22 protein-coding genes are annotated in these 24,338 nt (G+C 64.1%); 11 read left to right on the top strand and 11 right to left on the bottom strand.

Annotated features, from left to right (window positions below; translation table 11 throughout):
* Positions 1–57: 57 nt before the first annotated feature.
* On the bottom strand, positions 58–1,425 hold the full coding sequence (gene ffh, locus HV796_RS22755) for a signal recognition particle protein (RefSeq protein WP_175228822.1): 1,368 nt from the start codon (positions 1,423–1,425) through the stop codon (positions 58–60).
* 123 nt (positions 1,426–1,548) lie between these two features.
* Between ffh and HV796_RS22760 the strand changes: the two genes are divergently transcribed.
* The 7 genes from HV796_RS22760 (at position 1,549) to HV796_RS22785 (ending at position 10,118) form a co-directional block, all read left to right on the top strand.
* Positions 1,549–2,535 carry a cytochrome C assembly family protein gene (locus HV796_RS22760; RefSeq protein WP_175228764.1) on the top strand — a complete coding sequence of 329 codons (987 nt, stop codon included), beginning with the start codon at positions 1,549–1,551 and terminating at the stop codon, positions 2,533–2,535.
* A gap of 8 nt (positions 2,536–2,543) precedes the next feature.
* Positions 2,544–2,948, top strand: a complete 405-nt coding sequence (locus tag HV796_RS22765; protein WP_175228765.1) for a PP0621 family protein — start codon at positions 2,544–2,546, stop codon at positions 2,946–2,948.
* The gene (gene ampD / locus HV796_RS22770) at positions 2,945–3,541 is read left to right on the top strand and encodes a 1,6-anhydro-N-acetylmuramyl-L-alanine amidase AmpD (protein WP_175228766.1); all 597 of its coding nucleotides are present in this window, start codon (positions 2,945–2,947) and stop codon (positions 3,539–3,541) included. The genes HV796_RS22765 and ampD overlap by 4 nt, the downstream gene beginning before the upstream one ends.
* 620 nt (positions 3,542–4,161) lie before the next feature.
* A complete protein-coding gene (locus HV796_RS22775) occupies positions 4,162–7,188 on the top strand; it encodes a ribonucleoside-diphosphate reductase subunit alpha (protein WP_175228767.1) in 3,027 nt (1,008 codons plus the stop codon).
* A 633-nt stretch (positions 7,189–7,821) separates the two neighbouring features.
* Complete coding sequence (locus tag HV796_RS22780; RefSeq protein WP_175228768.1) at positions 7,822–9,090, top strand: ribonucleotide-diphosphate reductase subunit beta; 1,269 nt, start codon at positions 7,822–7,824, stop codon at positions 9,088–9,090.
* An 81-nt stretch (positions 9,091–9,171) separates the two neighbouring features.
* Positions 9,172–9,525, top strand: coding sequence for a hypothetical protein (locus tag HV796_RS44225; RefSeq protein ID WP_377693271.1), 354 nt, complete (start codon positions 9,172–9,174; stop codon positions 9,523–9,525).
* 29 nt (positions 9,526–9,554) lie between these two features.
* Positions 9,555–10,118 (top strand): histone H1-like DNA-binding protein, encoded by a 564-nt coding sequence (locus tag HV796_RS22785; protein ID WP_175228769.1) that lies wholly within the window; start codon positions 9,555–9,557, stop codon positions 10,116–10,118.
* Positions 10,119–10,431: 313 nt separating this feature from the next.
* Here the strand turns inward: HV796_RS22785 and HV796_RS22790 are convergent, their stop codons facing one another.
* The 10 genes from HV796_RS22790 to HV796_RS22835 all read right to left on the bottom strand — a co-directional run bounded on the left by HV796_RS22790 (position 10,432) and on the right by HV796_RS22835 (position 18,947).
* Positions 10,432–10,932 (bottom strand): outer membrane lipoprotein, encoded by a 501-nt coding sequence (locus HV796_RS22790; protein WP_175228770.1) that lies wholly within the window; start codon positions 10,930–10,932, stop codon positions 10,432–10,434.
* A gap of 73 nt (positions 10,933–11,005) precedes the next feature.
* Positions 11,006–11,947 (bottom strand): carbohydrate kinase family protein, encoded by a 942-nt coding sequence (locus HV796_RS22795; RefSeq protein WP_175228771.1) that lies wholly within the window; start codon positions 11,945–11,947, stop codon positions 11,006–11,008.
* A 147-nt stretch (positions 11,948–12,094) separates the two neighbouring features.
* Positions 12,095–12,595 carry a thiol peroxidase gene (tpx, locus tag HV796_RS22800; RefSeq protein WP_175228772.1) on the bottom strand — a complete coding sequence of 167 codons (501 nt, stop codon included), beginning with the start codon at positions 12,593–12,595 and terminating at the stop codon, positions 12,095–12,097.
* A 68-nt stretch (positions 12,596–12,663) separates the two neighbouring features.
* Positions 12,664–14,055: a zinc-ribbon and DUF3426 domain-containing protein gene (locus HV796_RS22805; protein WP_175228773.1), complete on the bottom strand. Its 1,392-nt coding sequence runs from the start codon at positions 14,053–14,055 to the stop codon at positions 12,664–12,666.
* A gap of 49 nt (positions 14,056–14,104) precedes the next feature.
* Positions 14,105–15,007, bottom strand: a complete 903-nt coding sequence (gene prmA, locus HV796_RS22810) for a 50S ribosomal protein L11 methyltransferase (RefSeq protein WP_175228774.1) — start codon at positions 15,005–15,007, stop codon at positions 14,105–14,107.
* 3 nt (positions 15,008–15,010) lie between these two features.
* The gene (accC, locus tag HV796_RS22815; protein ID WP_175228775.1) at positions 15,011–16,378 is read right to left on the bottom strand and encodes an acetyl-CoA carboxylase biotin carboxylase subunit; all 1,368 of its coding nucleotides are present in this window, start codon (positions 16,376–16,378) and stop codon (positions 15,011–15,013) included.
* Between the two features lie 130 nt (positions 16,379–16,508).
* On the bottom strand, positions 16,509–16,985 hold the full coding sequence (gene accB, locus HV796_RS22820) for an acetyl-CoA carboxylase biotin carboxyl carrier protein (protein WP_175228776.1): 477 nt from the start codon (positions 16,983–16,985) through the stop codon (positions 16,509–16,511).
* Positions 16,986–17,056: 71 nt separating this feature from the next.
* A complete protein-coding gene (aroQ, locus tag HV796_RS22825) occupies positions 17,057–17,524 on the bottom strand; it encodes a type II 3-dehydroquinate dehydratase (RefSeq protein ID WP_175228777.1) in 468 nt (155 codons plus the stop codon).
* Positions 17,525–17,718: 194 nt separating this feature from the next.
* Positions 17,719–18,276, bottom strand: coding sequence for a TlpA family protein disulfide reductase (locus tag HV796_RS22830; protein ID WP_175228823.1), 558 nt, complete (start codon positions 18,274–18,276; stop codon positions 17,719–17,721).
* A gap of 17 nt (positions 18,277–18,293) precedes the next feature.
* Positions 18,294–18,947 carry a UDP-N-acetylmuramate--alanine ligase gene (locus HV796_RS22835; protein ID WP_175228778.1) on the bottom strand — a complete coding sequence of 218 codons (654 nt, stop codon included), beginning with the start codon at positions 18,945–18,947 and terminating at the stop codon, positions 18,294–18,296.
* 74 nt (positions 18,948–19,021) lie between these two features.
* Here HV796_RS22835 and mpl point away from each other — a divergent pair, with 74 nt between their 5' ends.
* The 4 genes from mpl (at position 19,022) to aroE (ending at position 24,302) form a co-directional block, all read left to right on the top strand.
* Positions 19,022–20,503, top strand: coding sequence for a UDP-N-acetylmuramate:L-alanyl-gamma-D-glutamyl-meso-diaminopimelate ligase (gene mpl / locus HV796_RS22840; protein ID WP_377693277.1), 1,482 nt, complete (start codon positions 19,022–19,024; stop codon positions 20,501–20,503).
* Positions 20,500–21,138 (top strand): YqiA/YcfP family alpha/beta fold hydrolase, encoded by a 639-nt coding sequence (locus tag HV796_RS22845; RefSeq protein WP_175228780.1) that lies wholly within the window; start codon positions 20,500–20,502, stop codon positions 21,136–21,138. Before mpl ends, HV796_RS22845 begins: the two co-directional genes overlap by 4 nt.
* A 138-nt stretch (positions 21,139–21,276) precedes the next feature.
* Complete coding sequence (locus HV796_RS22850; RefSeq protein WP_175228781.1) at positions 21,277–23,439, top strand: ribonuclease catalytic domain-containing protein; 2,163 nt, start codon at positions 21,277–21,279, stop codon at positions 23,437–23,439.
* A complete protein-coding gene (aroE, locus tag HV796_RS22855) occupies positions 23,436–24,302 on the top strand; it encodes a shikimate dehydrogenase (RefSeq protein WP_175228782.1) in 867 nt (288 codons plus the stop codon). The genes HV796_RS22850 and aroE overlap by 4 nt, the downstream gene beginning before the upstream one ends.
* Positions 24,303–24,338: the final 36 nt, after the last annotated feature.

Consider the following 24,338-nt stretch of genomic DNA (forward strand, 5'->3'; position numbering starts at 1 on the left):
CCGGCATAAACCGGCAGCAATCGGACGTTCGATGCAGCAACGTTCTACGCAGCGAACTCAACGCATCCCGGGCAGCATGCCTTTCATGCCGCGCATCATCTTCTGCAGGTTGCCGCCCTTCAGCTTCTTCATCATGGTGCGCATCTGCTCGTATTGATTGAGCATCCGGTTCACTTCCTGCACTTGCACGCCGGCGCCCGCCGCGATGCGGCGTTTGCGGGTTGCCTTGATCAGCTCGGGCTTCGCGCGCTCCTGCGGCGTCATCGAGTTGATGATGCCCTCCATCCGGCGCATCTGTTTTTCGGCCTGGCTCATATCGGCGCCCGCCGCGGCCTGCTGGAATTGCGCGGGCAGCTTGTCCATCAGCGACGACAAGCCGCCCATGTTCTTCATCTGCGAAAGTTGCGCGCGGAAATCGTTCAGGTCGAAGTCGCCGCCTTTCTTGACCTTGTCCGCGAGCTTCTGCGCGGCCTGTACATCGACGCCGCGCTGCGCCTCTTCGACGAGCGCGAGAATATCGCCCATCCCGAGGATCCGGTTCGCCATCCGGTCCGGGTAGAAGATTTCGAGGCCGTCGAGCTTCTCCGCGACGCCGACAAACTTGATCGGCTTGCCGGTGATGTGACGCACCGACAGCGCGGCGCCGCCGCGCGAGTCGCCGTCGAGCTTGGTTAGCACGACACCGGTCAGCGGCAGCGCGTCGTTGAATGCCTTCGCAGTGTTGACCGCGTCCTGGCCGAGCATCGCGTCGACGACGAAGAGCGTTTCGGACGGGTTCAGCTCGCGATGCAGCGCGGAGATTTCCTGCATCATCGCTTCGTCGATGCCGAGGCGGCCTGCCGTGTCGACGAGCAGCACGTCGTGATAATGGCGTTTTGCCCAGTCGACCGCGGCGCGCGCGATGTCGACCGGTTTCTGATCCGGCTGCGACGGGAAGAAATCGGCGTCGACCTGCTCGGTCACCGTCTTCAACTGCGTAATCGCCGCTGGGCGGTACACGTCGCACGAGACGGTGAGCACCTTCTTCTTGTACTTCTCGCGCAACAGTTTCGCGAGCTTGCCGACCGTGGTGGTTTTACCGGCGCCTTGCAGACCGGCCATCAGGATGATCGCCGGCGGCGTGACCGCGAGATTCAGCTCGACGGCCTTGCCTTCGTAGTCGCCGCCGATCACCGCGGTCAGCTCGCGCTGCACGACGCCGACCAGCGCCTGACCCGGCGACAGACTGGCGATCACGTCTTCGCCGAGCGCCTTCTCCTTTACTTTCGCGATGAAGTCGCGCACGACCGGCAACGCGACGTCTGCTTCGAGGAGCGCAAGCCGAACTTCGCGTAGCATCTCCTGCGTATTGGCTTCGGTGAGCCGGGCTTCGCCGCGCAGCGTCTTGACGACGCGCGCCATCCGTTGTGTGAGATTGTCGAGCATGGGAGCGATGGGTAGTGCGGCCCTCTTCGCGCGCGACGGATGCTGCGTGCGCGCCTGCACGCGTTGCGCGTGCGCGCGTGGCCTGAGCGTCGCGGCCAAGGGCCCCTAGTGTAAACTTCGAACATGGATATTGTACTGTATGCCCTCACCGCACTCCTGTACGGCGGACTTGCCGTCGCAGGCTGGCGTTCGCATCGGCAGGCGGCGCTCGAGCCGATGCTCGAGGGCGCGCCTTCGCTGGCTGCGGGCGGCAATCTGAATCCTTCCGCGATGGGCATGCCGCCTTCGTCCATGGAAAGCGCGGTGCCGCGCACGCGGTCGCGCGCGCCAGTCGGCATGACGTTGCCGGTGCGCATGCTGCTTTTCGTCGCGCTGGTGCTGCACGGTGTGCTGCTGCATACGACCATCTTCCCGCAGAACGCGATGGTGTTCGGCTTCGCGTTCGCGCTGTCCGCGATGTTCTGGCTTGGCGCCGGCATCTACTGGGTGGAGAGCCTGTTCTTTCCGCTCGAGGGTCTGCGGCTGCTGGTGCTGCCGCTTGCGTGTGTCGCGTCGTTGCTGCCGCTCATGTTCGGGGGTGTGCACGTGCTGTCGTACGCGGCAGCGCCGCTTTTCAAGTTGCACTTCCTGATCGCAAACGTCGCCTACGGGCTGTTCGCGATCGCGGCGTTGCATGCGGTGCTGATGCTGCTCGCCGAGCGGCGCCTGCATGCGATGCGCGGCCGCCACGGCGTGGCGCAGCGGCACAATGCCGCGGCCGGCAACGGCTGGTTGTCGAGCTGGCTCGACACGCTGCCGCCCCTGCTTACACTCGAGAAGCTTCTGTTCCGGTTGATCAGTGCGGGCTTCGTGCTGCTCACGCTGACGCTCGTGTCCGGCATGCTGTTCAACGAGCAATTGGTCGACCGCCCACTGAAGTTCGATCACAAGACTGTCTTCGCGATCCTGTCGTGGGTGATGTTCGGCGCGCTGCTGACCGCGCGCAAAGTGTCCGGCTGGCGAGGCCGTGCCGCGTTGCGCTGGGTGCTCGCGGCGTTCGTCGCGTTACTGCTCGCGTATATTGGCAGCCGTTTTGTCTTCCAGGTGCTGCTGCACCGTCCTGTCGTCTGAGTGTTCCCATGCGGCAAATCATTCTGCTGATCCTGCTGTTCGTTGTCGGCCAATGGCTCGTCAAGACGCTGCGACGTCCCGCTGCGCGCTCGTCGTCACGTCCGGGTGGCGGCGCGCGCAGTCAGCCGGGCGCGAACGGCGCAAACAGTGCAAACAGTGCGCACGGCGCCGATCAGTCATCAAGTAACCGCGCGGGCAACCGCGCCGCAGGTGGCGCGCAAAGACCGAACGGCGCCGCACGCGCCGGTGCGAACCGGCAACTTCCAGAGCCGATGATTCGCTGCGTCGAGTGCGGCGTGCACGCACCGAAAAGCGATTCGGTGATGCTCGGCGGCCAGCCGTTCTGCAGCAGTGAACACGCGCGGCGTTACGCGGCGCGTGCCGAGCAGGCAAAGGGCCGCGAAGGACGATGAAGCCGAGCTTCATCGTCGCCGCCGACGGCTGGGTCGCTGCCGCGCGTCAATTCCCGTCGCCGAATTTCGAAGCGCGCCCCGCGGGCGCGGTGCCGACGCTTATCGTCGTGCACAACATCAGTCTGCCGCCAGGGGAGTTCGGCGGCGGCGCGATCGCCGATCTGTTCCTGAATCGCCTCGACTGCGACGCGCATCCGTATTACGCGTCGCATCTGCGCGGCGTACGCGTTTCCGCGCACTTCGTCATTCTTCGCGACGGCGCGCTCGAGCAGTTCGTGTCTTGCAACGAGCGCGCATGGCATGCGGGCGCATCGAGCTTCTTCGGCCGCGAGCGCTGCAATGACTTCTCGATCGGCATCGAACTGGAAGGCAGCGACACGACCGCGTTCGAACCGGCGCAATACCTCACCTTGGCCGCACTCTCGCAAGCATTGGCTGCGCACTATCCGATCGACGCGCTCGCGGGTCACTCGGACATTGCGCCGGGCCGCAAGACCGACCCGGGCCCGCATTTCGACTGGGCGCGGCTGCAACGCGAAACTTCATTTCCCGATCAGTATTTCCCCTATCGGCATCGCCCGACTGCACGGTAAGCGGCTGCGACGAAAACCCGCAAAGCGAGTCTGGGCTTGCTCGTGCGTGAGCCTTGCGCAGGCGCGGCAAGGCGAAATGTCAACCCGCACGGGCTAAATTTTTCGATTGATAGAACGCTAAAGTCCACTATACTTGGTGCCGTTAAAGCAGTTTTCCACAAGATGTTGTGTTGATCGGGGCAAGGCACCCGCTTCACGAGCAGGGCGCCGAAAGCATTACCGGCATTGAAAAAACGCTGAAGTGACGTCCGCGGCTACGTGGCTACAGAGAGGCGGCGCGTCATCCACTTCAACTTCGATTGAAGCTCAGCAACTTCGAAAAAAGGGACCAGCCAGTGATCGCAACACGCATGATGAAGACGCGCGTCCACGCGCCGGATTGGTTTCCGGGTTTGCGTCTTCCTTGCTGTGGGTCCGAACCGGCGATCGCGTTGCGCTGTTCCCGCCGCCGACAACAGGGCGGGCCCGGCGTGTCCGTCGAGCGCTCCCAGTGCGACCTGATCGGCACTCCCCATCGTCGTTTTTATCGAACCCGTACCTCGCTCGCGTCCGCGCCGGCGCAGCGATTGTTTTAATCCGCGGTTACGGCCGCACCATCCCCAGACCAGGAGCTTTTGCACATGCAAACGACCGACAACGTGACGACCCGGTACGAGGGCGCACCCACTGGCCTTCCGCTCGCCGGACAGGATCAGGGCGCGCAAGCGCTCGCGCCGACGACTTTCGCCGACTATAAGGTGATCCGTCGCAACGGCAGCGTGGTGTCGTTCGAGCCTTCGAAGATCGCGATCGCGGCGACGAAGGCTTTTCTGGCCGTCAATGGCGGTCAAGGCGCAGCGTCGGCGCGCGTGCGCGAACTGGTGGAGCAGCTGACGCAAAACGTCGTGCGCGCATTGGTGCGCAGCCGCCCGAACGGCGGCACGTTCCACATCGAAGACATTCAGGATCAGGTCGAACTCGCGCTGATGCGCGGCGGCGAGCACAACGTTGCGCGCGCATACGTGCTGTATCGCGAGAAGCGCAGCCAGGAGCGTGGCCAGACGCAGGAAGACCAAACGGCCGAGTCGGGCCTGAACGTGACCGACAACGGCGTCACGCGCCCGCTCGATATGAACGCGCTGCGCGGGCTGATCGAATCGGCGTGCGCGAACCTCGGTGACGCGGTGAGCGCGGAGCCGATCGTCGCCGAGACGGTGAAGAACCTGTACGACGGCGTGCCGATGAGCCAGGTGTACGACTCCGCCATTCTGGCGGCGCGCACGATGATCGAAAAAGACCCGGCGTACAGCCAGGCCACCGCGCGCATCCTGCTGCATACCATTCGCCGCGAGATACTCGAAGAGGAAGTCACGCAGGCGCAAATGGACGAGCGCTACGCCGAGTACTTCCCGCTCTTCATCAAGCGCGGCGTGCAGGCGGAACTGCTCGACGACAAACTGCTGCAGTTCGATCTGAAGCGTCTCGGCGCGGCGCTCGACGCGAACCGCGACCTGCAGTTCGGCTACCTCGGCCTGCAAACGCTGTATGACCGCTACTTCCTGCACGTCGACGGCACCCGCATCGAGATGCCCCAGGCATTCTTTATGCGTGTCGCGATGGGCCTGTCGCTGAACGAAATCGACCGCGAAGCGCGTGCGATCGAGTTCTATAACGTGCTGTCGAGCTTCGACTTCATGAGCTCGACGCCGACGCTGTTCAACTCGGGCACGCGTCGCTCGCAGCTGTCGTCGTGCTACCTCACCACAGTCGACGACGACCTCGACGGTATCTACGAAGCGCTGAAGGAAAACGCGTTGCTGTCGAAGTTCGCCGGCGGCCTCGGCAACGACTGGACGCGCGTGCGCGCGCTCGGTTCGCACATCAAGGGCACCAATGGCAAGTCGCAGGGCGTCGTTCCGTTCCTGAAGGTGGTCAACGACACGGCCGTCGCGGTGAACCAGGGCGGCAAGCGCAAGGGCGCGGTGTGCGCGTACCTCGAATCGTGGCACCTCGACATCGAGGAATTCCTCGAGCTGCGCAAGAACACCGGCGACGACCGCCGCCGCACGCACGACATGAACACCGCGAACTGGATTCCGGACCTGTTCATGAAGCGCGTCGTCGAAGGCGGCGACTGGACGCTGTTCTCGCCGTCCAGCTGTCCGGACCTGCACGACAAGTTCGGCGCCGAGTTCGAAGCCGCTTACACAGCTTACGAAGACAAGGTCGCGCGCGGCGAGCTGAAGCTGTTCAAGAAGCTTCCGGCGGCGCAACTGTGGCGCAAGATGCTCGGCATGCTGTTCGAAACCGGCCATCCGTGGATCACCTTCAAGGATCCGTGCAACATCCGCAGCCCGCAGCAGCACGTCGGCGTCGTCCATTCGTCGAATCTGTGCACGGAAATCACGCTGAACACCAGCGACACCGAAATTGCCGTCTGCAACCTCGGCTCGGTGAACCTGGTCGCGCACATGAAGCAGCTGGCCGACGGTGCGCTCGCGCTCGACCACGAAAAGCTCAAGCGCACGGTCAGCGTCGCGATGCGGATGCTCGACAACGTGATCGACATCAACTACTACGCGGTCGCCAAGGCGCGTAACTCGAACCTGAAGCACCGCCCGGTCGGCATGGGCATCATGGGCTTCCAGGACTGCCTGCACCTGCTGCGCACGCCGTACGCGTCGCAGGAAGCGGTCGAGTTCGCCGACCAGTCGATGGAAGCGGTCTGCTACTACGCCTACTGGGCGTCGACCGAGCTCGCCGAGGAACGCGGCCGCTATTCGAGCTACCGCGGCTCGCTGTGGGATCGGGGCGTCCTGCCGCAAGACACGCTGAAGCTGCTCGCGGAGCAGCGCGGCGGCTACGTCGAGGTCGACTCGAGCGAGTCGATGGACTGGACTTCGCTGCGTGCGCGTATCGCGGCACACGGCATGCGCAACTCGAACTGCATCGCGATCGCGCCGACCGCGACGATCTCGAACATCATCGGCGTGTCCGCCTGTATCGAGCCGACCTTCCAGAACCTGTACGTGAAGTCGAACCTGTCGGGCGAATTCACGGTGGTGAACGACTACCTCGTGCGCGACCTGAAGGCACGCGGCCTGTGGGACGAGGTGATGGTCGCCGACCTGAAGTACTTCGACGGCTCGCCGTCGCGTATCGACCGGATCCCGGCCGACCTGCGCGCGATCTACGCGACTGCGTTCGAAGTCGATCCGACGTGGCTCGTCGAGGCGGCTTCGCGCCGGCAGAAGTGGATCGACCAGGCGCAGTCGCTCAATATCTATATGGGCGGCGCGTCGGGCAAGAAGCTCGACGAGGTCTACAAGCTTGCATGGCTGCGCGGCCTGAAGACCACTTACTACCTGCGCACGATGGCGGCGACGCACGTCGAGAAGTCGACGGTCGCGCACGGCGCGCTGAACGCGGTGCCGAGCAATGATGGCGGCGCGGGTGGCGCAGGCGGCGGCGCCGGCGGGTTCGGTTTGAACGGTGGCGTGGGTGGCGGTGTGTCGTCGGGCGGTGTGCAGGCGTCGGCTGTCGCCACGACCCTCGCGGCCAAGTCCGCTCCCGTTGCTGCTGTCGAGGCCGCACCGGAAGCCGACGGTCCCGTCTGCATGATGCGTCCGGGTGACCCTGGCTTCGAGGAATGCGAGGCCTGTCAGTAACACGGAGTAACGTGCCGGCGGCGGTGCAATCCCGACGCCGCCGGCGCGATCGCAAAGCCGTTGATCGAAGCGGTCGATGGAGTCAGTCGACATGGCAGTGAGTTCGCAGTGAGTGGGCGTGATGCAGTAGTCGAGTTGCGAGGCGCAAGACGCAACGCGCAAGCAAACGCGTCGCGCCGCGATACCGATGCCTGTTATCCCGACGTCGCTGCATCGCTCGCTGCCCGATCTGCTTTGAACGGCCTTGAACTGCTTCGTGCGGCTTCGAACCGTGCCACAAGCACGGCACACGCGGTGTTCAACGCAGTAGATAACGCGGTACGCGACGGCATCGCGATCCGATCGAGGACCAGCCGAACGAGTCGCAAAGCACGTTGCTGGCGTCTTTGCATCACCTTCGAAGTGATTGCAAAAGCACCTTCAACACCGCTTCGAAACAACGATCAACGATGAAGTGCAACACGTCGACGACACGCATTTCAATCGGGTTCACTGCATCGACCTTCACAGTCTGTTGAACAAAGTGTTGTATGGAGGTCTCAACGTGAATCGAAAACACGCATTTTCATGAGCGAGCCCTTTTATCGCTCGTGAAAAGATGGTACAAACCGATCTAAATTGATGGTGACATTTATGCTCAACTGGGATGACGAGATCACTGCCGTAACTCCGTCGAGCGCTTCGCAACAAAACGTGTTGCGCAACGCTGCGGGAACGGCTGTCGGTTCGCAAGTCGAAACGCGTTCCGCTCATCAAGCTCCCTCGGCTCAGGACATCTTCGCGGGCGACATCGCCGTCGCTCCCGCTGTCACCCGTCTTGCTGACCAGGCCGCAGCGCCGACCGCTGCTTCCAGCGCCACCGCTGCCGCCGCCGCTTCGTCCGAAGCGCGTGTGAATGTCGCCGACAAACGCATCATCAACGGCCAGACCGACGTCAATCAGCTGGTGCCGTTCAAGTACAAGTGGGCGTGGGAGAAGTATCTGTCCGGTTGCGCGAACCACTGGATGCCGCAGGAAATCAACATGTCCCGCGACATCGCACTGTGGAAAGACCCGAACGGGCTGACCGAGGACGAGCGCCGCGTCATCAAGCGCAACCTCGGCTTCTTCGTGACGGCCGACTCGCTCGCGGCGAACAACATCGTGCTCGGCACCTACCGCCACATCACGGCGCCCGAATGCCGCCAGTTCCTGCTGCGCCAGGCGTTCGAAGAGGCGATCCACACGCACGCGTACCAGTACATCGTCGAGTCGCTCGGGCTCGACGAGGGCGAGATCTTCAACGCGTACCACGAGGTCGCGTCGATTCGCGCCAAAGACGAATTCCTGATCCCATTCATCCATACGCTGACCGACCCGGCCTTCAAGACCGGTACGCTCGAAGCAGACCAGAAGCTGCTCAAGTCGCTGATCGTGTTCGCCTGTGTGATGGAGGGGTTGTTCTTCTACGTCGGTTTCACACAAATCCTGGCGCTCGGCCGCCAGAACAAAATGACCGGCGCGGCGGAGCAGTACCAGTACATCCTGCGCGACGAGTCGATGCACTGCAATTTCGGCATCGACCTGATCAACCAGATCAAGCTTGAAAACCCGCACCTGTGGACGGCGGAATTCCGCGCGGAAATCCGCGAGCTGTTCAAGCAGGCGGTCGACCTTGAATATCGCTACGCCGAAGACACGATGCCACGGGGGGTACTCGGTCTGAACGCGTCGATGTTCAAGAGCTATCTGCGCTTCATCTGCAACCGCCGTTGCCAGCAGATCGGTCTCGATCCGCTGTTCCCGAACGAGGAAAACCCGTTCCCGTGGATGAGCGAGATGATCGACCTGAAGAAGGAACGCAACTTCTTCGAGACGCGGGTGATCGAATATCAGACTGGCGGCGCGCTCTCCTGGGAATAAACCTCCCACGCGCCGCGTATGAGATTGATGGGGATGCCGCCGGCAAGGGCCGCGGCATATTGGTTAGGAGTATGACTGCCTGTGCAGAGCGTGCCGGGCGCCATGGGCGCCCCATGGGTCCCCAACCGGGCCCACAAAGATCAGAGGCACTTTGCGAACCCTTCAGTGGGATGGGCAAACTTCCCCTTACGAAAAGCTGCGCGCCGGATGGCTAACGCGATCGCGGGCGGCTTGATCAAACGCTTGCCGGCGTCGGTATCCGACGTCGACTGGACTTGGCGCGCGGTGTCACGGGACACCGCGCGCCTTACCGTATTCATTAGCGTAAGCGCGTTGGATAGGCGTACGCCGATGAATAGCCCGCTTCGTAGCGCATGCCCTGAAAAGCGTCCGCGGGAAACGGGTTTTGATGACGAAGGGTGTAGTTTGATTTAACTCTCATCTGAAACCTGAAGGAGAAAATTATGGCAATGGCCAAAAAGAAGCCTGCTGCGAAGAAAGCGGCAGTGAAGAAGGTTGCCGCCAAGAAGGCCGCTCCGGCTAAAAAGGCAGCTGCCAAGAAAGTCGCGGTGAAGAAGGTTACTGCGAAGAAAGTGGTAGCGAAGAAGGTTGCCGCCAAGAAGGCGCCGGCGAAGAAGGCAGCAGCAAAGAAGGTCGCTGCGAAGAAAGTCGCAGTGAAGAAGGTCGCAGCGAAGAAGGCAGCACCGGCGAAGAAGACCGCAGCGAAGAAGGTTGCTGCGAAGAAGGCGCCGGCGAAGAAGGCCGCTGCGAAGAAAGTAGCGAAGAAGGCTGCTGCGAAGAAGGCCCCTGCGAAGAAGGCGGCGAAGAAGGCTGGCCCTGCGAAGAAGGCTGCCGCGAAGAAGGCCGCTGCGCCTGCGAAGAAGGCTGCCCCTGCGAAGAAGGCTGTCGCGAAGAAGGCTGCCCCGGCTCCGGCTGCGCCCGCTGCATCGTCGGCGCCTGCTTCGACGGTCAAGACCGCGTTGAATCCGGCTGCTGCATGGCCGTTTCCGACTGGTCCGCGTCCGTAATAGGCACAAGCAGAGGCACAAGCAGAGCCTCATGCAGTAAGAGCCGGCGCTGCGCGCATTCAAGGCGCGTGTCGGCTCGGTTGAGTAGCGCTACTCAATCGTCCGTCCCGTCGCGGCGTGCTGCGACGGGATTTTTTTTGCCTGCGCCGTTTCGTTTGTCCATTATGTCCGTTGTATCTGTCAGCGACGGCGGGCAAAAAAAACGCATGCACAGGGGAGGCATGCGTGTGAGGTCGGCCTGCGACAGCGGTATAAGGCTGCCGCGGCCTGGGAAACGGATAGATCTGCGGCGATGTGCCCGTGGGTGCGCTTGTCAGTGAGTCACGCGGGTAATGCCACCGCTCGAGATCAACCGCACCCGGTCGCCTGCGCGGAAAACCTCGCCGGTGTTCGTTTGGGTGATCGCACGCAGGTCGCCATTGTCGAGACGCACGGTGATTTCGACGCCGTCGCGCATGGCCGCCGCATTCTCGACCGCGTTACCGGCCACCGCGCCCGCGAGGCCGCCGATGATGCCAGTGACGACCGAGCCGGTGCCGCCGCCGATCTGGCTGCCAGCAATGCCGCCAATCGCGCCGCCGCCGACGAGGCCCAAGCCCGTCGGTTGGCCGTTGTTCGAGCTGATCCTCACGGGGCGTACGCTATCGACCGTCGCCATCCGTACCGTCGCCTCGCGCTGCGCTTGCGATGCGGTGAAGACGTTAGGCGAACTGCTGTTGGACGCACACCCGGACATCGCCAGCGCGCCGGCGATTGTAAAAGCCACCGATGCGGCGACCGTTAGCCGATTCATCGAACGATTCGTTGTTTTCATCTTTTACACTCCCGGTGAGTGTGGGCCTCGACAGGCCCCGAACTTCCTGACGCTATGACTGCCGCGCCGCAACTCAAGCGTCGAGCATATAGCCAAACGCCAGTTTGAACCGCTCATTGATCTCCGCCCGCGACGGCGCATAATTCTGCGGCCCCTGGTGCTCGATCTTCAGCGCACCCATCAGGCTCGCAAGGCGCCCCGCGGTTGCCCAGCCAAGTTGTTTTTCGATGCCGTACAGGAGACCGCCGCGAAATGCGTCGCCGCAACCCGTCGGGTCGAGCACGCGTTGTGCTTTCACCGCCGGAATGTCTTCGATGCCGCCTGCGTGATAGATCTGCGAACCGTGCTCGCCGCGCGTAACAATCAGCGCATCAACGCGGCTCGCGATTTCCTCGATCGACCAGCCGGTCTTGTTACTTACCAGTTTAGCTTCGTAATCGTTGACCGCAACGTAAGTGGCAAGTTCAATCATGCGCCGCAGCGACGCGCCGTCGAACAGCGGCAGTCCCTGGCCCGGATCGAACACGAACGGCACGCGTGCCGCCGCGAATTGTTCGGAATGCTGGATCATCCCGTCGAAGCCGTCCGGCGCGACGATTCCTAGCGTGATGTCTTTTGCTTCGTCCGCGCGGTTCAGATGCGATTGCATCATCGCGCCCGGGTGGAACGCGGTGATCTGGTTGTTTTCGAGATCGGTCGTGATCATCGCCTGCGCGGAGTAGGTGTCGGGCAACACCCGAACGTGCGTCTTCGCGAGACCGAGGTGATCGAGGCGGTCGATATACAGCTGCGCATCGACTGCGCCGAGCGTCGCCATGATGCGCGCATCGCCGCCAAGCAGATGAAGCGCATACGCGATGTTGCCCGCGCAGCCGCCGAATTCACGGCGCATCGTCGGCACGAGGAAGCTGACGTTGAGGATATGGACCTGTTCCGGCAGGATGTGCTCCCGAAACCGGCCTTCGAAGGTCATGATGTTGTCGTAGGCGAGCGAACCGCAAATCAGCGTAGCCAAGGCGAGGGTCCTGTAAAAGTCGAAACAGCAAAAAATGTAAAAAACGCCGCGCTGATACGACAACGCCGCGCATTCGCGGCCTGATTGGCCCGAAGCGCGGCGCGTGCGCGACCAATGCGCAAGGTGCGCGCAGCTTACGTCAGTGTGTTATTTCAGTGCGGCGAGCGCGGCGTCATAGTTCGGCTCGGTCTTGATTTCGTTGACCAGCTCGGCGTGCAGGACCTTGTCGTTTTCATCGATCACGACCACCGCGCGCGCGGTCAGCCCGGTAAGCGGGCCGCTCGTGATATCGACGCCATAGGCGCGCGCAAACTCATGGCCGCGGAACGTCGACGCGGTTACCACGTTCGCGATGCCTTCGGTCGTGCAAAAGCGCGTCGCGGCAAACGGCAGATCGCCCGACACGACGACGACCGCGGTGTTCGCGAGCTTGCCGGCCGCTTCGTTGAACTTGCGGGTCGACGTTGCGCAGGTCGGCGTGTCGAGGCTCGGCACGATATTGAGCACTTTGCGCTTGCCGGCAAAATCGGCGAGCGTCAGCGACTTCAGATCCTTGCCGACCAGTGTGAACGCGGGCGCCTGCTGGCCGACGGACGGGAACGTGCCGGCGACTTCGATCGGGTTGCCACCCAGGGTGACTTGACTCATGTTTGTGCTCCGAAAATTCGTCAGGGATTAGCGAACGGTGAAACGAGCGGCGACTCTCGCCGCCCGCATCACGGATAGAAAATCTGTACGCGGAAATTCGTTGCGGTCGCACCGCCGGTATCGAGCCGCACGAACATGGTTTCGGTCGTGCGCGGCGGCAGGCCCGCGGCAATCGGCGTGCCCGGCTTCACGTAGTCCTGCGGCCATAGCACGCGGCGTACCGCGATGTTGTTGTGTTCGTCGAGCAGCGTCAACTCGACGGCCGGGTACGCGAGCGGCACGTTGAACCGGTTGTGCAGCGGCATGCGCAACTCGAGCTTGTGCGGGCCATCGACCTGGCGCAGATCGGACGGCTCGACCTGCAAGCCTTCGATGTCGCGCGGCGGCGAGAACGTGCAGCCAAGCTGCTCGCACACCTGAGCGAACATCAACCGCGTGCTGGGTGCGTAGACCATCACCGTTTCGCGCTGCCACCACGCGAGCTGCGCGAGCAGCACGACAAACAGCGCGAGCGCGACCACGATGCCGGCGATGCGCCAGCCGACGCGCCGCGGTTCGGCAGCACGCTTTTCGCGGACGACGGCGAACGCATTGTCGTCATCGTGCAGCGCCGACGCGAACGGTGCCGCGGCGGCCGGCGCCGCGGCGGCTGCCGGACCGGGACCCGGTCCGAAATGCGGCTCACCATCGGCAATGCCCGGCGGGACACGCGTGCGGTCATCGGGCTCGAGCGCGGGTTCGGGGCGTGCCTGTGCATGGCGCCATGCATGCGGCGGTGGCGTGACCGTGTCGGGCTGCGCGGCTTGCTCAGGGGGCGCTGCCGCAGGTTCCGGCGCGGTCCTGAAGGTCGGCTCGACGGGCCGCGCGGTCGCGTTCTCGAGATGTAGATCCTGCCCGTCGGTGAACTCGAGCTTGAGCTTGGGCTGTGCGGACTGCGGAATCGTGACCGGGTTATACGGAATGGTCGCGGCGTTATGGCGGATACGGCGATCGACGGAAGCGTCCGGCGCGGGCGCCCAAGGGTTCCAGCTTTCCGCGCGGAAATCCGGTGAGCCGGGATCAACTGCGCCGGGCGCAGCGGCATCGGGCGACGCCGACGGCACGGCCGTCGCGGGACCGGAACCGGAAGTCGGTGAATCCACCGCCGGTTGCGCCGATGGTGCGGGCGCAGCATGTTCACCCGTACCCAATGGGAAAGCTGACGCAGGTGCAGCTTCCGCAGTACCCGATCCCGCAGCCTGATCACGAGGCTCCTGCGCGATCAACCGCGCGACTTCGTCGGCGGTGACCGGCTTTGCGGCGGAGAAATCGATGCCTTCAGCCAGATCGAACAGGCTGCTCGACGCATCGAATACTTCGCGGCAGTGTCCGCAGCGCACGAGCCCGCGGCGCAGCGCCAGCTGCGCGGGTTGAAGGCGGAAGACGGTTTCGCAGAAGGGACAGCGCGTCGCAAGGACCATATGAACCGGGGAGCCGCGCGGGGCCGTTGAGTGGAAAATATGCCCTATTCTAATGGGTTTCGCGGCGGGTCCCGGCGAGGCACACCCAGCCGTCATGTTCCCGCCATACCGAAATGTCGATCCACGGCGTGTAGGCGCTTGCCACGTCGAGCGCCTGCCGCGTGAGAATGCCTGACAGCGCAAGGCGTCCGCCGGGTTTCACCTTCGTCGCGAGCATCGACGCCATCAGCTTCAGCGGGTTCGACAGTATGTTCGCGACAACGATGTCGAACTCGCCGGCCGGGCAATCGGCCGGCAATCCGTAAGTGACCTCGGCACGATTGCGCTCGCTGTTGTATCGCGCGGACTCGACAGCCTGGGTATCGATATCGATGCCGACCACCGGGTTCGCACCGCATTTCTTCGCGAGAATCGCCAGAATGCCGGAGCCGCAGCCGTAATCAAGCAGCGACTGCCCGGGGGCGATCGCTTCTTCGAGCCATTCCATGCACAGACGTGTGGTCGGATGGCTACCGGTGCCGAACGCAAGCCCTGGGTCAAGCTCGAGCACGAGCGCGTCGGGGTCCGGCGCGTCATGCCATGACGGCACGACCCAGATGCGTTTGCCGATCGGAATCGGGTCGAATTGCGATTGCGTGAGACGCACCCAATCCTGCTCCTCGACATCGCGCACCGTGAACGGCGGCGTGGGCGTGAGGCCAAGTTCGTTCGCCGCGGCCGCGAGCAGCACCGCCGGCTCGTGCTCCCGCGCAAGCAGCGCGACGACGCGCGAGCGTTGCCATGCGGTGCGCTCCGGCGTGAGTCCCGGTTCGCCGAAGAGCGGCTGCTCATCGGGCGTGTCGGCGTCCGCGTCTTCCACGGATACCGACAGCGCGCCCAATTCGAGCAGCGCGTCGGACAACCCTTCCGCGTGCTCGCGCGCCAGTTCGACGACCACTTCCCGATAGCTCATCGCTTACGCTTCTTCCGGCGCAACCTGCTGCTTCGCGGCAAGCCGGTTTTCGAGGTAGTGAATGCTGGTGCCGCCTTCGACGAACTTCGCATCGAGCATCAGTTCACGGTGCAGTGGAATGTTGGTCTGAATCCCTTCGACGACCATTTCGGAAAGGGCGATGCGCATCCGCTTGATCGCCTGTTCCCGCGTCGCGCCGTACGCGATCAGCTTGCCGATCATCGAATCATAGTTCGGCGGCACGAAATAGCCGTTATACGCATGCGAGTCGACGCGGATGCCGGGACCGCCCGGCATATGCCACGACGTCAGCCGGCCCGGCGACGGGATGAACTTGAACGGGTCTTCCGCGTTGATGCGGCATTCGATCGCGTGCCCGCGGAACTGGATGTCGCGCTGGCGGAACGCAAGTTTCTCGCCGGCGGCGATGCGGATCTGCTCCTGCACGATATCGACACCGGTGATCAGCTCGGTGACCGGGTGCTCGACCTGCACGCGCGTGTTCATTTCGATGAAGTAGAACTCGCCGTTTTCATACAGGAACTCGAACGTGCCCGCGCCCAGGTAGCCCATCTTCTTGCATGCGTCCGCGCAGCGGTCGCCGATGCGGTCGATCAGGCGGCGCGCGATGCCGGGCGCCGGCGCTTCCTCGATCACTTTCTGGTGACGGCGCTGCATCGAGCAGTCACGCTCGCCGAGCCAGATCGCGTTCCGGTATGAATCCGCCAGCACCTGGATTTCGACGTGGCGCGGGTTCTCGAGGAACTTCTCCATGTAGACCTGCGAGTTGCCGAACGCGCGGCCCGCTTCTTCACGCGTCATGTTGACCGCGTTGACGAGCGCCGCCTCGGTGTGCACGACGCGCATCCCGCGTCCGCCGCCGCCGCCCGCCGCCTTGATGATCACCGGGTAGCCGACCGAGCGCGCCATCTTGACGATCTCTTTCGGATCGTCCGGCAGCGCGCCTTCGGAGCCGGGCACGCACGGCACGCCGGTCTTGATCATCGTCTGCTTGGCCGACACCTTGTCGCCCATCAGGCGGATCGTCTCCGGGCGCGGGCCGATAAACACGAAGCCCGACTGCTCGACGCGCTCGGCGAAGTCGGCGTTTTCCGACAGGAAGCCGTAGCCGGGGTGAATCGCTTCGGCGTCGGTCACTTCGGCCGCGCTGATCAGCGCGGGCATATTCAGATAGCTCAGATTCGACGGTGCCGGGCCGATACAGACCGCCTCATCGGCGAGCTTCACGTACTTGGCTTCCTTGTCGGCTTCCGAATAGACAACGACCGTCTTGACGCCGAGCTCGCGGCACGCGCGCTGAATTCGGAGCGCGATTTCGCCGCGATTGGCAATGAGGATTTTTTCAAACATAGCGGATATTCGACTCATCAATGGGCGCCGCGGCGTGATCGCCTGCGGCTGCCGCTGAGGATCGGTCGCGCACCCATTTCACGTTTCAGCAGAAGGGCGGGCGCGCGAGCAGGGTGCGGATCGCGCCGCGTCAGCCGATCACGAAGAGCGGCTGGCCATATTCGACGGCCTGGCCGTTTTCGACGAGGATTTCCTTGACTACGCCGGTCTGGTCGGATTCGATTTCGTTCAACAGCTTCATCGCTTCGATGATGCAGATCGTCTGGCCTTCCTTGACCGAGTCGCCGACCTGCACGAACGGATCGGCGCCTGGCGACGGCGCGCGGTAGAACGTGCCGACCATCGGTGAAGTGACCACATGCCCTTGCGGCTGAGCGGGCGCCGGCACGGCCGGTGCGGCGGCCGCGCCTTCCATCGCGGGGCCGGCCGGATGCATCGGCGCGGCGGTGCCGATCTGCGGCGCGTATTGCGGAGCGGGCGACTGCACGTAAACCGGCGGCGCGTTCTTCACGATGCGCACCTTGCCTTCGCCCTCCGTGACTTCCAGCTCCGAAATGCCAGATTCGGAGACGAGGTCGATCAGAGTCTTCAGTTTACGTAGATCCATGGGCATACCCCTTTCAATGCGTGGGTGCGCCGGAGGCTTGCGCGAGCCGGCGCTCAATTCGTGTTCTGGGTTCAGCCGCGCGACGATTCGCTGGCCGCCTGCGCGGACAGCCGGTCGAGCGCGAACTCGAGTGCGTACAGGTATCCCTTCCAGCCAAGACCGCAGATAACGCCCTCGGCGAGGTCGGAGAAATACGAGTGGTGCCGGAACGATTCGCGGCGATGCACGTTCGACAGATGAATCTCGACGAACGGGATGCCGACGCCCGCTAGCGCGTCCCGAATCGCCACGCTGGTATGCGTATACGCAGCGGGGTTGATCAGGATGAAATCGGTTTTTTCGTTCCGCGCGGAATGGATGCGATCGATGAGCGCGCCTTCATGATTGCTCTGGAACGACGCGAGTTCGACGCCGGCGTCCGCTGCGCGGTCCGCCAGCGCCTGATCGATCTGCGGCAGCGTCACGCGGCCATAAACCTCCGGTTCCCGGGTGCCGAGAAGATTGAGGTTGGGGCCGTGCAGAACCAACAGTCGCGTCATGGTCGCTTCTATTTCCGTGGAATTCGCGGCACTTTAGCGCTGTTTAGAGAAATTTGTCTAGTTTCTCGAACGCCCGGACAGGACCCGGCGACGCAGCCGCCTACCGGGCAAAGCGCAACTTCTCTCAAACTCAGTCGATTGGTGCATAAATCGCACGGTTCCGACCTCAATTAAACGTCGACAAATTGTCGAGGTCAGAGCGCATCGAGCGTAGCTTTCAGCTCATTTGGCTGAATCTGGCCCAATTTTGTCGACCGAACGACGCCTTTTGCGTCAATCACGACGGTGAACGGCAACGCGCCCGCATTGTTGCCAAACGCGCGTGCAAGGTCGGCGCCGCCGAAGCCGATCACGTAAATCGGGTAGTCGACCCGCACCTTTTGCAGAAAGGCTTTGATGTTTTTGTCGGAGTCCACGCCAAGGCCGACGAACTCGATGCCTTTTTTCGCGTATTCGCGGTGAAGCTGGCTTAACGACGGCATTTCCTCGACGCACGGCCCGCACCACGATGCCCAGAAATTGATGACGACCGGGCGGCCCTTCAGCAGGCTCAGCGACTGCGGCTTGCCATCCACGTTCGTGACCGATGCCGACCACAACTGGTCGACCGCGCTTGCCGGGGCCAGTGTCGATGCGGGCGCCGCCGCGTGCGCGACTTTGGTCAGCGAATCGCCGAGCATCCAGTGACTGGCTGCCACGCCGCCCGCGACCGCGACCACCGCGACCGCCACCCCCGTCAGAATCCGCTTCATGTTCATCTAAGGTCTGCTCAATTGGTAGAAGGTGCGGCGTTGCTTTCGTCGAGCAACGCCTGAACCGCCTGGAGACTCGCGCGCGCAAGCCGGCCGCGCGCATCGGCGCGCACCGCACCGCGCAGGTCGTCGGTGCCATACAGCGCGACGTGAATGCCGACCGATTCCGCGCCACGTCCTTCCGACGGCGGCCGCCACAGGAAGCTCAGCGTCTCCACGTAGCCGCGCCCGGCAAAATGTCGGGTTTCTGAAACGTCGTACGGCAGGTTCTGATTCAGCAGGTAAATGGCGACTTCTTTCGGGTTGTCGCAAAACGCCTGCAGGTGAATATCCGAGTGCTCGCCCGCCGTGCCGCCCAGCACCGCGCCGGTCAGATACGGATTGAACGGTGCGAGGCGCTGCATCCAGTCGAGCGCAATCTCGCGCAGCCGGCGCAACACCGCCGGCTGCGTGTCGCCCTGGAACAGCGACTGGTATTCGCGGATTTCTTCTTCGATCTGGTCGTTATCCGGCAGCCAATCGCCGGAAACGCGCGTCTCCCCGACGACCTGCCGCGCGGCTTTGCGCTTGGCCGTCGAGTAGTCGAGACCGTCTTCCGCGATCATTCGCGCAGCCGCGATCGCGATTTCTTCGCGCACGCGCGTCGGGTCGAAATGTAGTTTGCGGACCATCAGGTAATCATACTAGAGATTGTGAGGCGGCCTTTTGCGCGCGGCCACCCCCTTGCACCAGGTCTTTTCGGGCCTTGCAGCCCCGGCCGGCGCGGGTCGTCGGGTACAATAGCCGCCTTTGCAAGGACCGCTCTATGCACATCCACATCCTCGGTATCTGCGGCACGTTCATGGGCGGTCTGGCGGTGCTCGCGCGCAGCGCGGGCCACCAGGTGACCGGCTGCGACGCCGGTGTCTATCCGCCGATGAGCACGCAGCTCGAAGCGCAAGGCATCGGGCTTATCGAGGGTTACGGCGCGGAGCAGGTCGATCTGAAGCCTGATCTGTTCGTGATCGGCAATGTCGTATCGCGTGGCAATCCGCTGATGGAGGCGATTCTCGACCGCGGTTTGCCGTATGTGTCGGGCCCGCAGTGGCTCGGCGAGCATGTGCTGAACGGCAAATGGGTGCTGGCGGTCGCCGGCACGCACGGCAAGACCACCACGAGCTCGATGCTGACGTGGCTGCTCGAAGACGCGGGCATGAATCCGGGCTTCCTGATCGGCGGCGTGCCGCTGAACTTCGGGGTGTCGGCGCGGCTTACCGATTCGAGCTTCTTTGTAATCGAAGCCGACGAGTACGACACCGCGTTCTTCGACAAACGCTCGAAGTTCGTCCACTACCGGCCGCGCACCGCGATCCTGAACAACCTCGAGTTCGATCACGCCGACATCTTTGCCGATCTCGCTGCAATCGAAACGCAATTCCATCACCTCGTGCGCACCATTCCGCGCATCGGCCGGATCGTCGCGAACGGACGCGAAGCCGCGCTCGAGCGCGTGCTTACGCGCGGCTGCTGGAGCGAGGTCGAGCGTTTCGGTGTCGAAGGCGGCTGGCAGGCGCTCGTTGCCGAACAAGGCGTGCCGGTCGATAAGCGCTTTGCGGTCTATCAGCACGCCGAGCGCGTCGGCGTGGTCGACTGGCAGGTGCAGGGCGAGCACAACCGGATGAATGCGCTGGCCGCGATCGCCGCCGCGCGCCATGTCGGCGTGCCGCCCGCGCAGGCGGCGCGGTCGCTCGCGACATTCCGCAATGTGAAGCGGCGCATGGAAGTGCGCGGCAGCGTCGACGGTGTCACGGTCTACGACGACTTCGCGCATCATCCGACGGCGATCGACACCACCCTTGCCGGCCTGCGTACGCGTGTCGGTCGCGCTCAAGGCGGAAAGCACACGCGCATTCTCGCGGTGCTCGAGCCACGCTCTAACACGATGAAACTCGGTGTGATGAAGGCGCAATTGCCCGGCAGTCTGGCCGATGCGGATCTCGTCTTCGGCTACGGCGCGCCGGCCGGTCGCGACGCGCTCGGCTGGAATCTTGCAGAGGCGCTCGCGCCGCTGGGCGGCAAGGCGCGCGCATTCGACGACATCGACGCGCTCGTGAAGGCCGTCGTCGAGGTCGCGCAGCCGGGCGACCACGTGCTTGTGATGAGCAACGGCGGCTTCGGCGGCGTGCATCAAAAGCTGCTCGACGCGCTGTCCATGCGTCCGGCGGCGCTCGCGCGGGGCGTCGCGTGATTCTTTATCTGCACGGATTCCGCTCGTCGCCTCAATCGTTCAAGGCGCGCCTGCTCGCTGAACGGCTCGCCGCGCTTGGCCGCAGCGATGAATGGTGCTGCCCGCAACTGCCAGTGTCGCCACTCGAAACCGTGGCGCTTGCCGAGTCGCTGGTCGCGGCCGCGCAGCCCGCGCGCGTGGCGCTGATCGGCAGCTCGCTCGGCGGCTTCTTCGCGACGCATCTGGCGGAAAAGCACGGCTGGCCGGCCGTGCTGCTAAATCCGGCGGTCGTGCCGCAGCGCGATCTGTCCGCGTATCTGGGCGAGCAGCCGCGCGTGCACGGTGGCGGCAGTATCGTCGTCGAATCGCATCATCTCGACGAGATGCGTGCGCTCGCCGTCACATCGATCACGCGGCCCGAACGCTATTATCTGTTTGCGGCGACCGGCGACGAAGTGCTCGATTACCGCGAAATGCTCGCGCACTATCCGGCTGCCCGAACGAAGCTGATCGAAGGGAGCGACCATACGATCAGCGAGTTCCCGGACTATGTCGACGACGTGCTCGCCTTTTGCGACAGCGCCGCGGCCGTCTCCGTCGCGCCGGACCCGACAGCCGTGCCCCGCGAAGGCGCCGCGACGCAACAGACGGAATAAACCGCGGCTGTCCCCACGAATCTGAAACTGCCGCACGCGGTGCCGTGCCGTGATAGGACACGGCGCACACGCATCCCGGTTGCCATGCATACGGGAGCGGACCGCGGCGGTCGACGCAAGCCAGAATGAGAGTATTGAGTGAACGTTTTCTTTGAGGAATCGGGCAGTTTCAAGGCAGGCAGCGTGCTGTCGAAGCAAGGCGATGCGTTTCAGGTCGAGTTGCCGGGCGGACGGCGCGCCAAGGTGCGCGCAAAGGACGTGCTGATCGAGTTCGACAAGCCGGCCGCCGGCGAGCTGATGGAGCGGGCCGACGCGGCCGCGCAGCAGATCGATCTCGACTTTTTGTGGGAGTGCGCGCCGGAGGAGGAGTTTCCGTTCGCGACGCTGGGCGCCGAATACTTCGGTGACGCATTCGGGCCGATCGAACGTGCGGCGCTCGTGCTGCGCATGCACGGCGCGCCGGTCTACTTCCGGCGCAAGGGCCGCGGCCAGTACCAGCGCGCGCCGCAGGAGCAACTGCAGATGGCGCTTGCGTCGCTCGAACGCAAGCGTCAGCAGGCGCTCGTGCAATCGGGCTACGAAGCCGAACTGAAGGACGGGCGGCTGCCGGACGCGTTCGCCGGCAAGGTGCTCGGGATGTTGACGAAGCCCGACAAGAACTCGATCGAGTACAAGGCGCTCGAAGCGGCCGCCGCGCAGCGCGGAGTGTCGCCTGCGCGCCTGATGCTGGATTGCGGCGGCATTCCATCGGCACGTGCGCTTCATGAGGCACGCTTCCTGTCCGAGTATTTTCCGCATGGCACCGGTTTTGCGCCGGTGACGCCGGGCGCGTTGTCGGAAGAGCTGCCGCAAGCCGAGGTCGAAGCGTTCTCGATCGACGACGTGACGACCACCGAAATCGACGATGCGTTCTCGGTCGAACATCTGTCCGATGGCCGTGTGCGGATCGGCGTGCATATCGCGGCGCCGGCGCTTGGCATCACGCGCGGCGACGCGGTCGACGCGATTGCGCGCGCGCGGCTGTCGACGGTCTATATGCCGGGCGACAAGATCACCATGTTGCCGGACGACGTGGTTGACGTGTTCACGCTTGCCGAGGGCGGCATGCGTCCGGCGCTGTCGCTGTACAGCATCGTGAACCGCGAGACTCAGGACATCGTCGCGACCGAAACGCGCGCCGAGTTGGTATTCGTGAAGACCAACCTGCGGCACAACACGCTCGATGAACAGGTGACCGAAGCGGCGCTCGCCGCCGGCACCGGCGATTATCCGCACAAGGACGACATCGCGGTGCTGTGGCCGTTCGCGCAGGCGCTGTTCGAAAAGCGCCAGGTGATGCGGGCGAGCTATGGCCTCAAACGCGAAGTGCAGCGCAACACTGACTTCAACTTCTACGTCGAGGGCGAACATGTGACGATCACGCCGCGCCGGCGCGGGTCGCCGCTGGACCTGATCGTTGCGGAGCTCGCGATTCTCGCGAACTCGACGTGGGGCGCCTTGCTGCACGACCACGGCGTGCCCGGCATCTACCGGTCGCAACGCGCGTTCGGCGCACCGACCGGTCCGAAGCGCACGAGGATGCAAACCACGGCGGCGCCGCATGAGGGGCTCGGCGTCGCGCAGTACGCGTGGAGCACGTCGCCGCTGCGCCGCTATGTCGACCTCGTCAACCAGTGGCAATTGCTCGCCTGCGTGCACCATGGCGTGACCGCGAAGCTCGCCGCGCCGTTCAAGCCGAAGGACGCGGATCTGTTCGCCGTCGTGCAGGGCTTTGACGATACCTATACCGCGTACGCCGATCATCAGCGTCGGATGGAGTACTTCTGGTGCCTGCGCTGGATCAAACAGGAAGGCCGGAAGCAGGTCGTCGCGACGGTGGTGAAGGGCGACCTCGTGCGGCTCGAAGAGGTGCCGCTGCTGCTGCACGTGCCGGGGCTCGGTGTACATGCGCGCGGCACGCGGGTGCTGCTCGATGTGATGTCGCTCGATGAACTGACGATCGAGGCGTCGGTGCGCCTCGTGCATGTGCTCGATGCGCCGTCGGTCACGAGCGGTGCCGACGTCGAGGAAGCGGACGATAGCGAAGGCGCCGAGGAAGTCATCGACGCAGCCGACGAATCGGCTGAGAGCGAAGCCGAGGCGCAGGCCGAAGCGGACCTGGACGGTGCGGACGCGGGTGACGCGGCGTCCGCCGAAGGCGCGACGCCGCACGGCGGCGAACCCGACGGCGACGCGGACGGCGCGGACGGCGCGGACGCCGCCGGGTCCAACCCGCATCACGCAACGGAGCCGGGCCGATGAGCAAGCCGGCTATCGCGCGCGACCGCTATGCAGTGATCGGCAATCCGATCGCGCACAGCAAATCGCCGTTGATTCATGCCCGCTTTGCCGAGCAGACCGGCGAGCCGGTCGAATACGGCCGTCTGCTTGCGCCGGTCGATGCGTTCGTGCCGCACGTGCGCGAGTTTATTGAAACCGGCGGCCGCGGCCTGAACGTGACGGTGCCGTTCAAGCTCGACGCGCATGCGCTGGCCGACACGCTATCGTCGCGCGCGGCGGCCGCAGGCGCGGTGAATACGTTACGATTCGACGCGGCCGGCATCTATGGCGACAACACCGATGGCTTCGGCCTCGTGCGCGACATCGAAGTGAACCTCGGCGTCGCGCTGGCGGGCGCCCGCGTGCTGCTGCTCGGCGCGGGTGGGGCCGCGCGCGGCGTCGTACTACCGGTGCTCGAGCGGGCGCCAGCCGTACTGACTATCGTCAATCGCACGGCAGCGAAGGCCGAAGCGCTGGTCGCGCAGTTCGCGCAGGCGGCGCGCGACGTGGGTTGCCGTCTGGGCGGCGGCGCTGCGCAGGCAATGGAACCGGTTGTGTATGACGTCATCGTCAACGCAACGGCGGGGAGTCTGGACGGCGCGCTCCCCGAATGCGACAACCGCGCATTCGGCACGCAGACGCTTGCCTACGACATGATGTACGGCGCGCAGCCGACTGTCTTCATGCAGCATGCGCGGACGCTTGGCGCACGCGCAGCGGATGGTCTCGGGATGCTGGTCGAGCAGGCGGCCGAGTCGTTTTACGTGTGGCGCGGCGTGCGGCCTGACGGCGCGCCGGTACTCGCGGAACTGCGCAAGCAGCTCGCCGTGCCGGACGGCGCCTAGCGTTCGCGTCCGGTGGGCGCGAGCGGATTGTCTTCA

It is taken from the genome of Paraburkholderia humisilvae (genome assembly GCF_902859855.1).
Taxonomy (GTDB): domain Bacteria; phylum Pseudomonadota; class Gammaproteobacteria; order Burkholderiales; family Burkholderiaceae; genus Paraburkholderia; species Paraburkholderia humisilvae.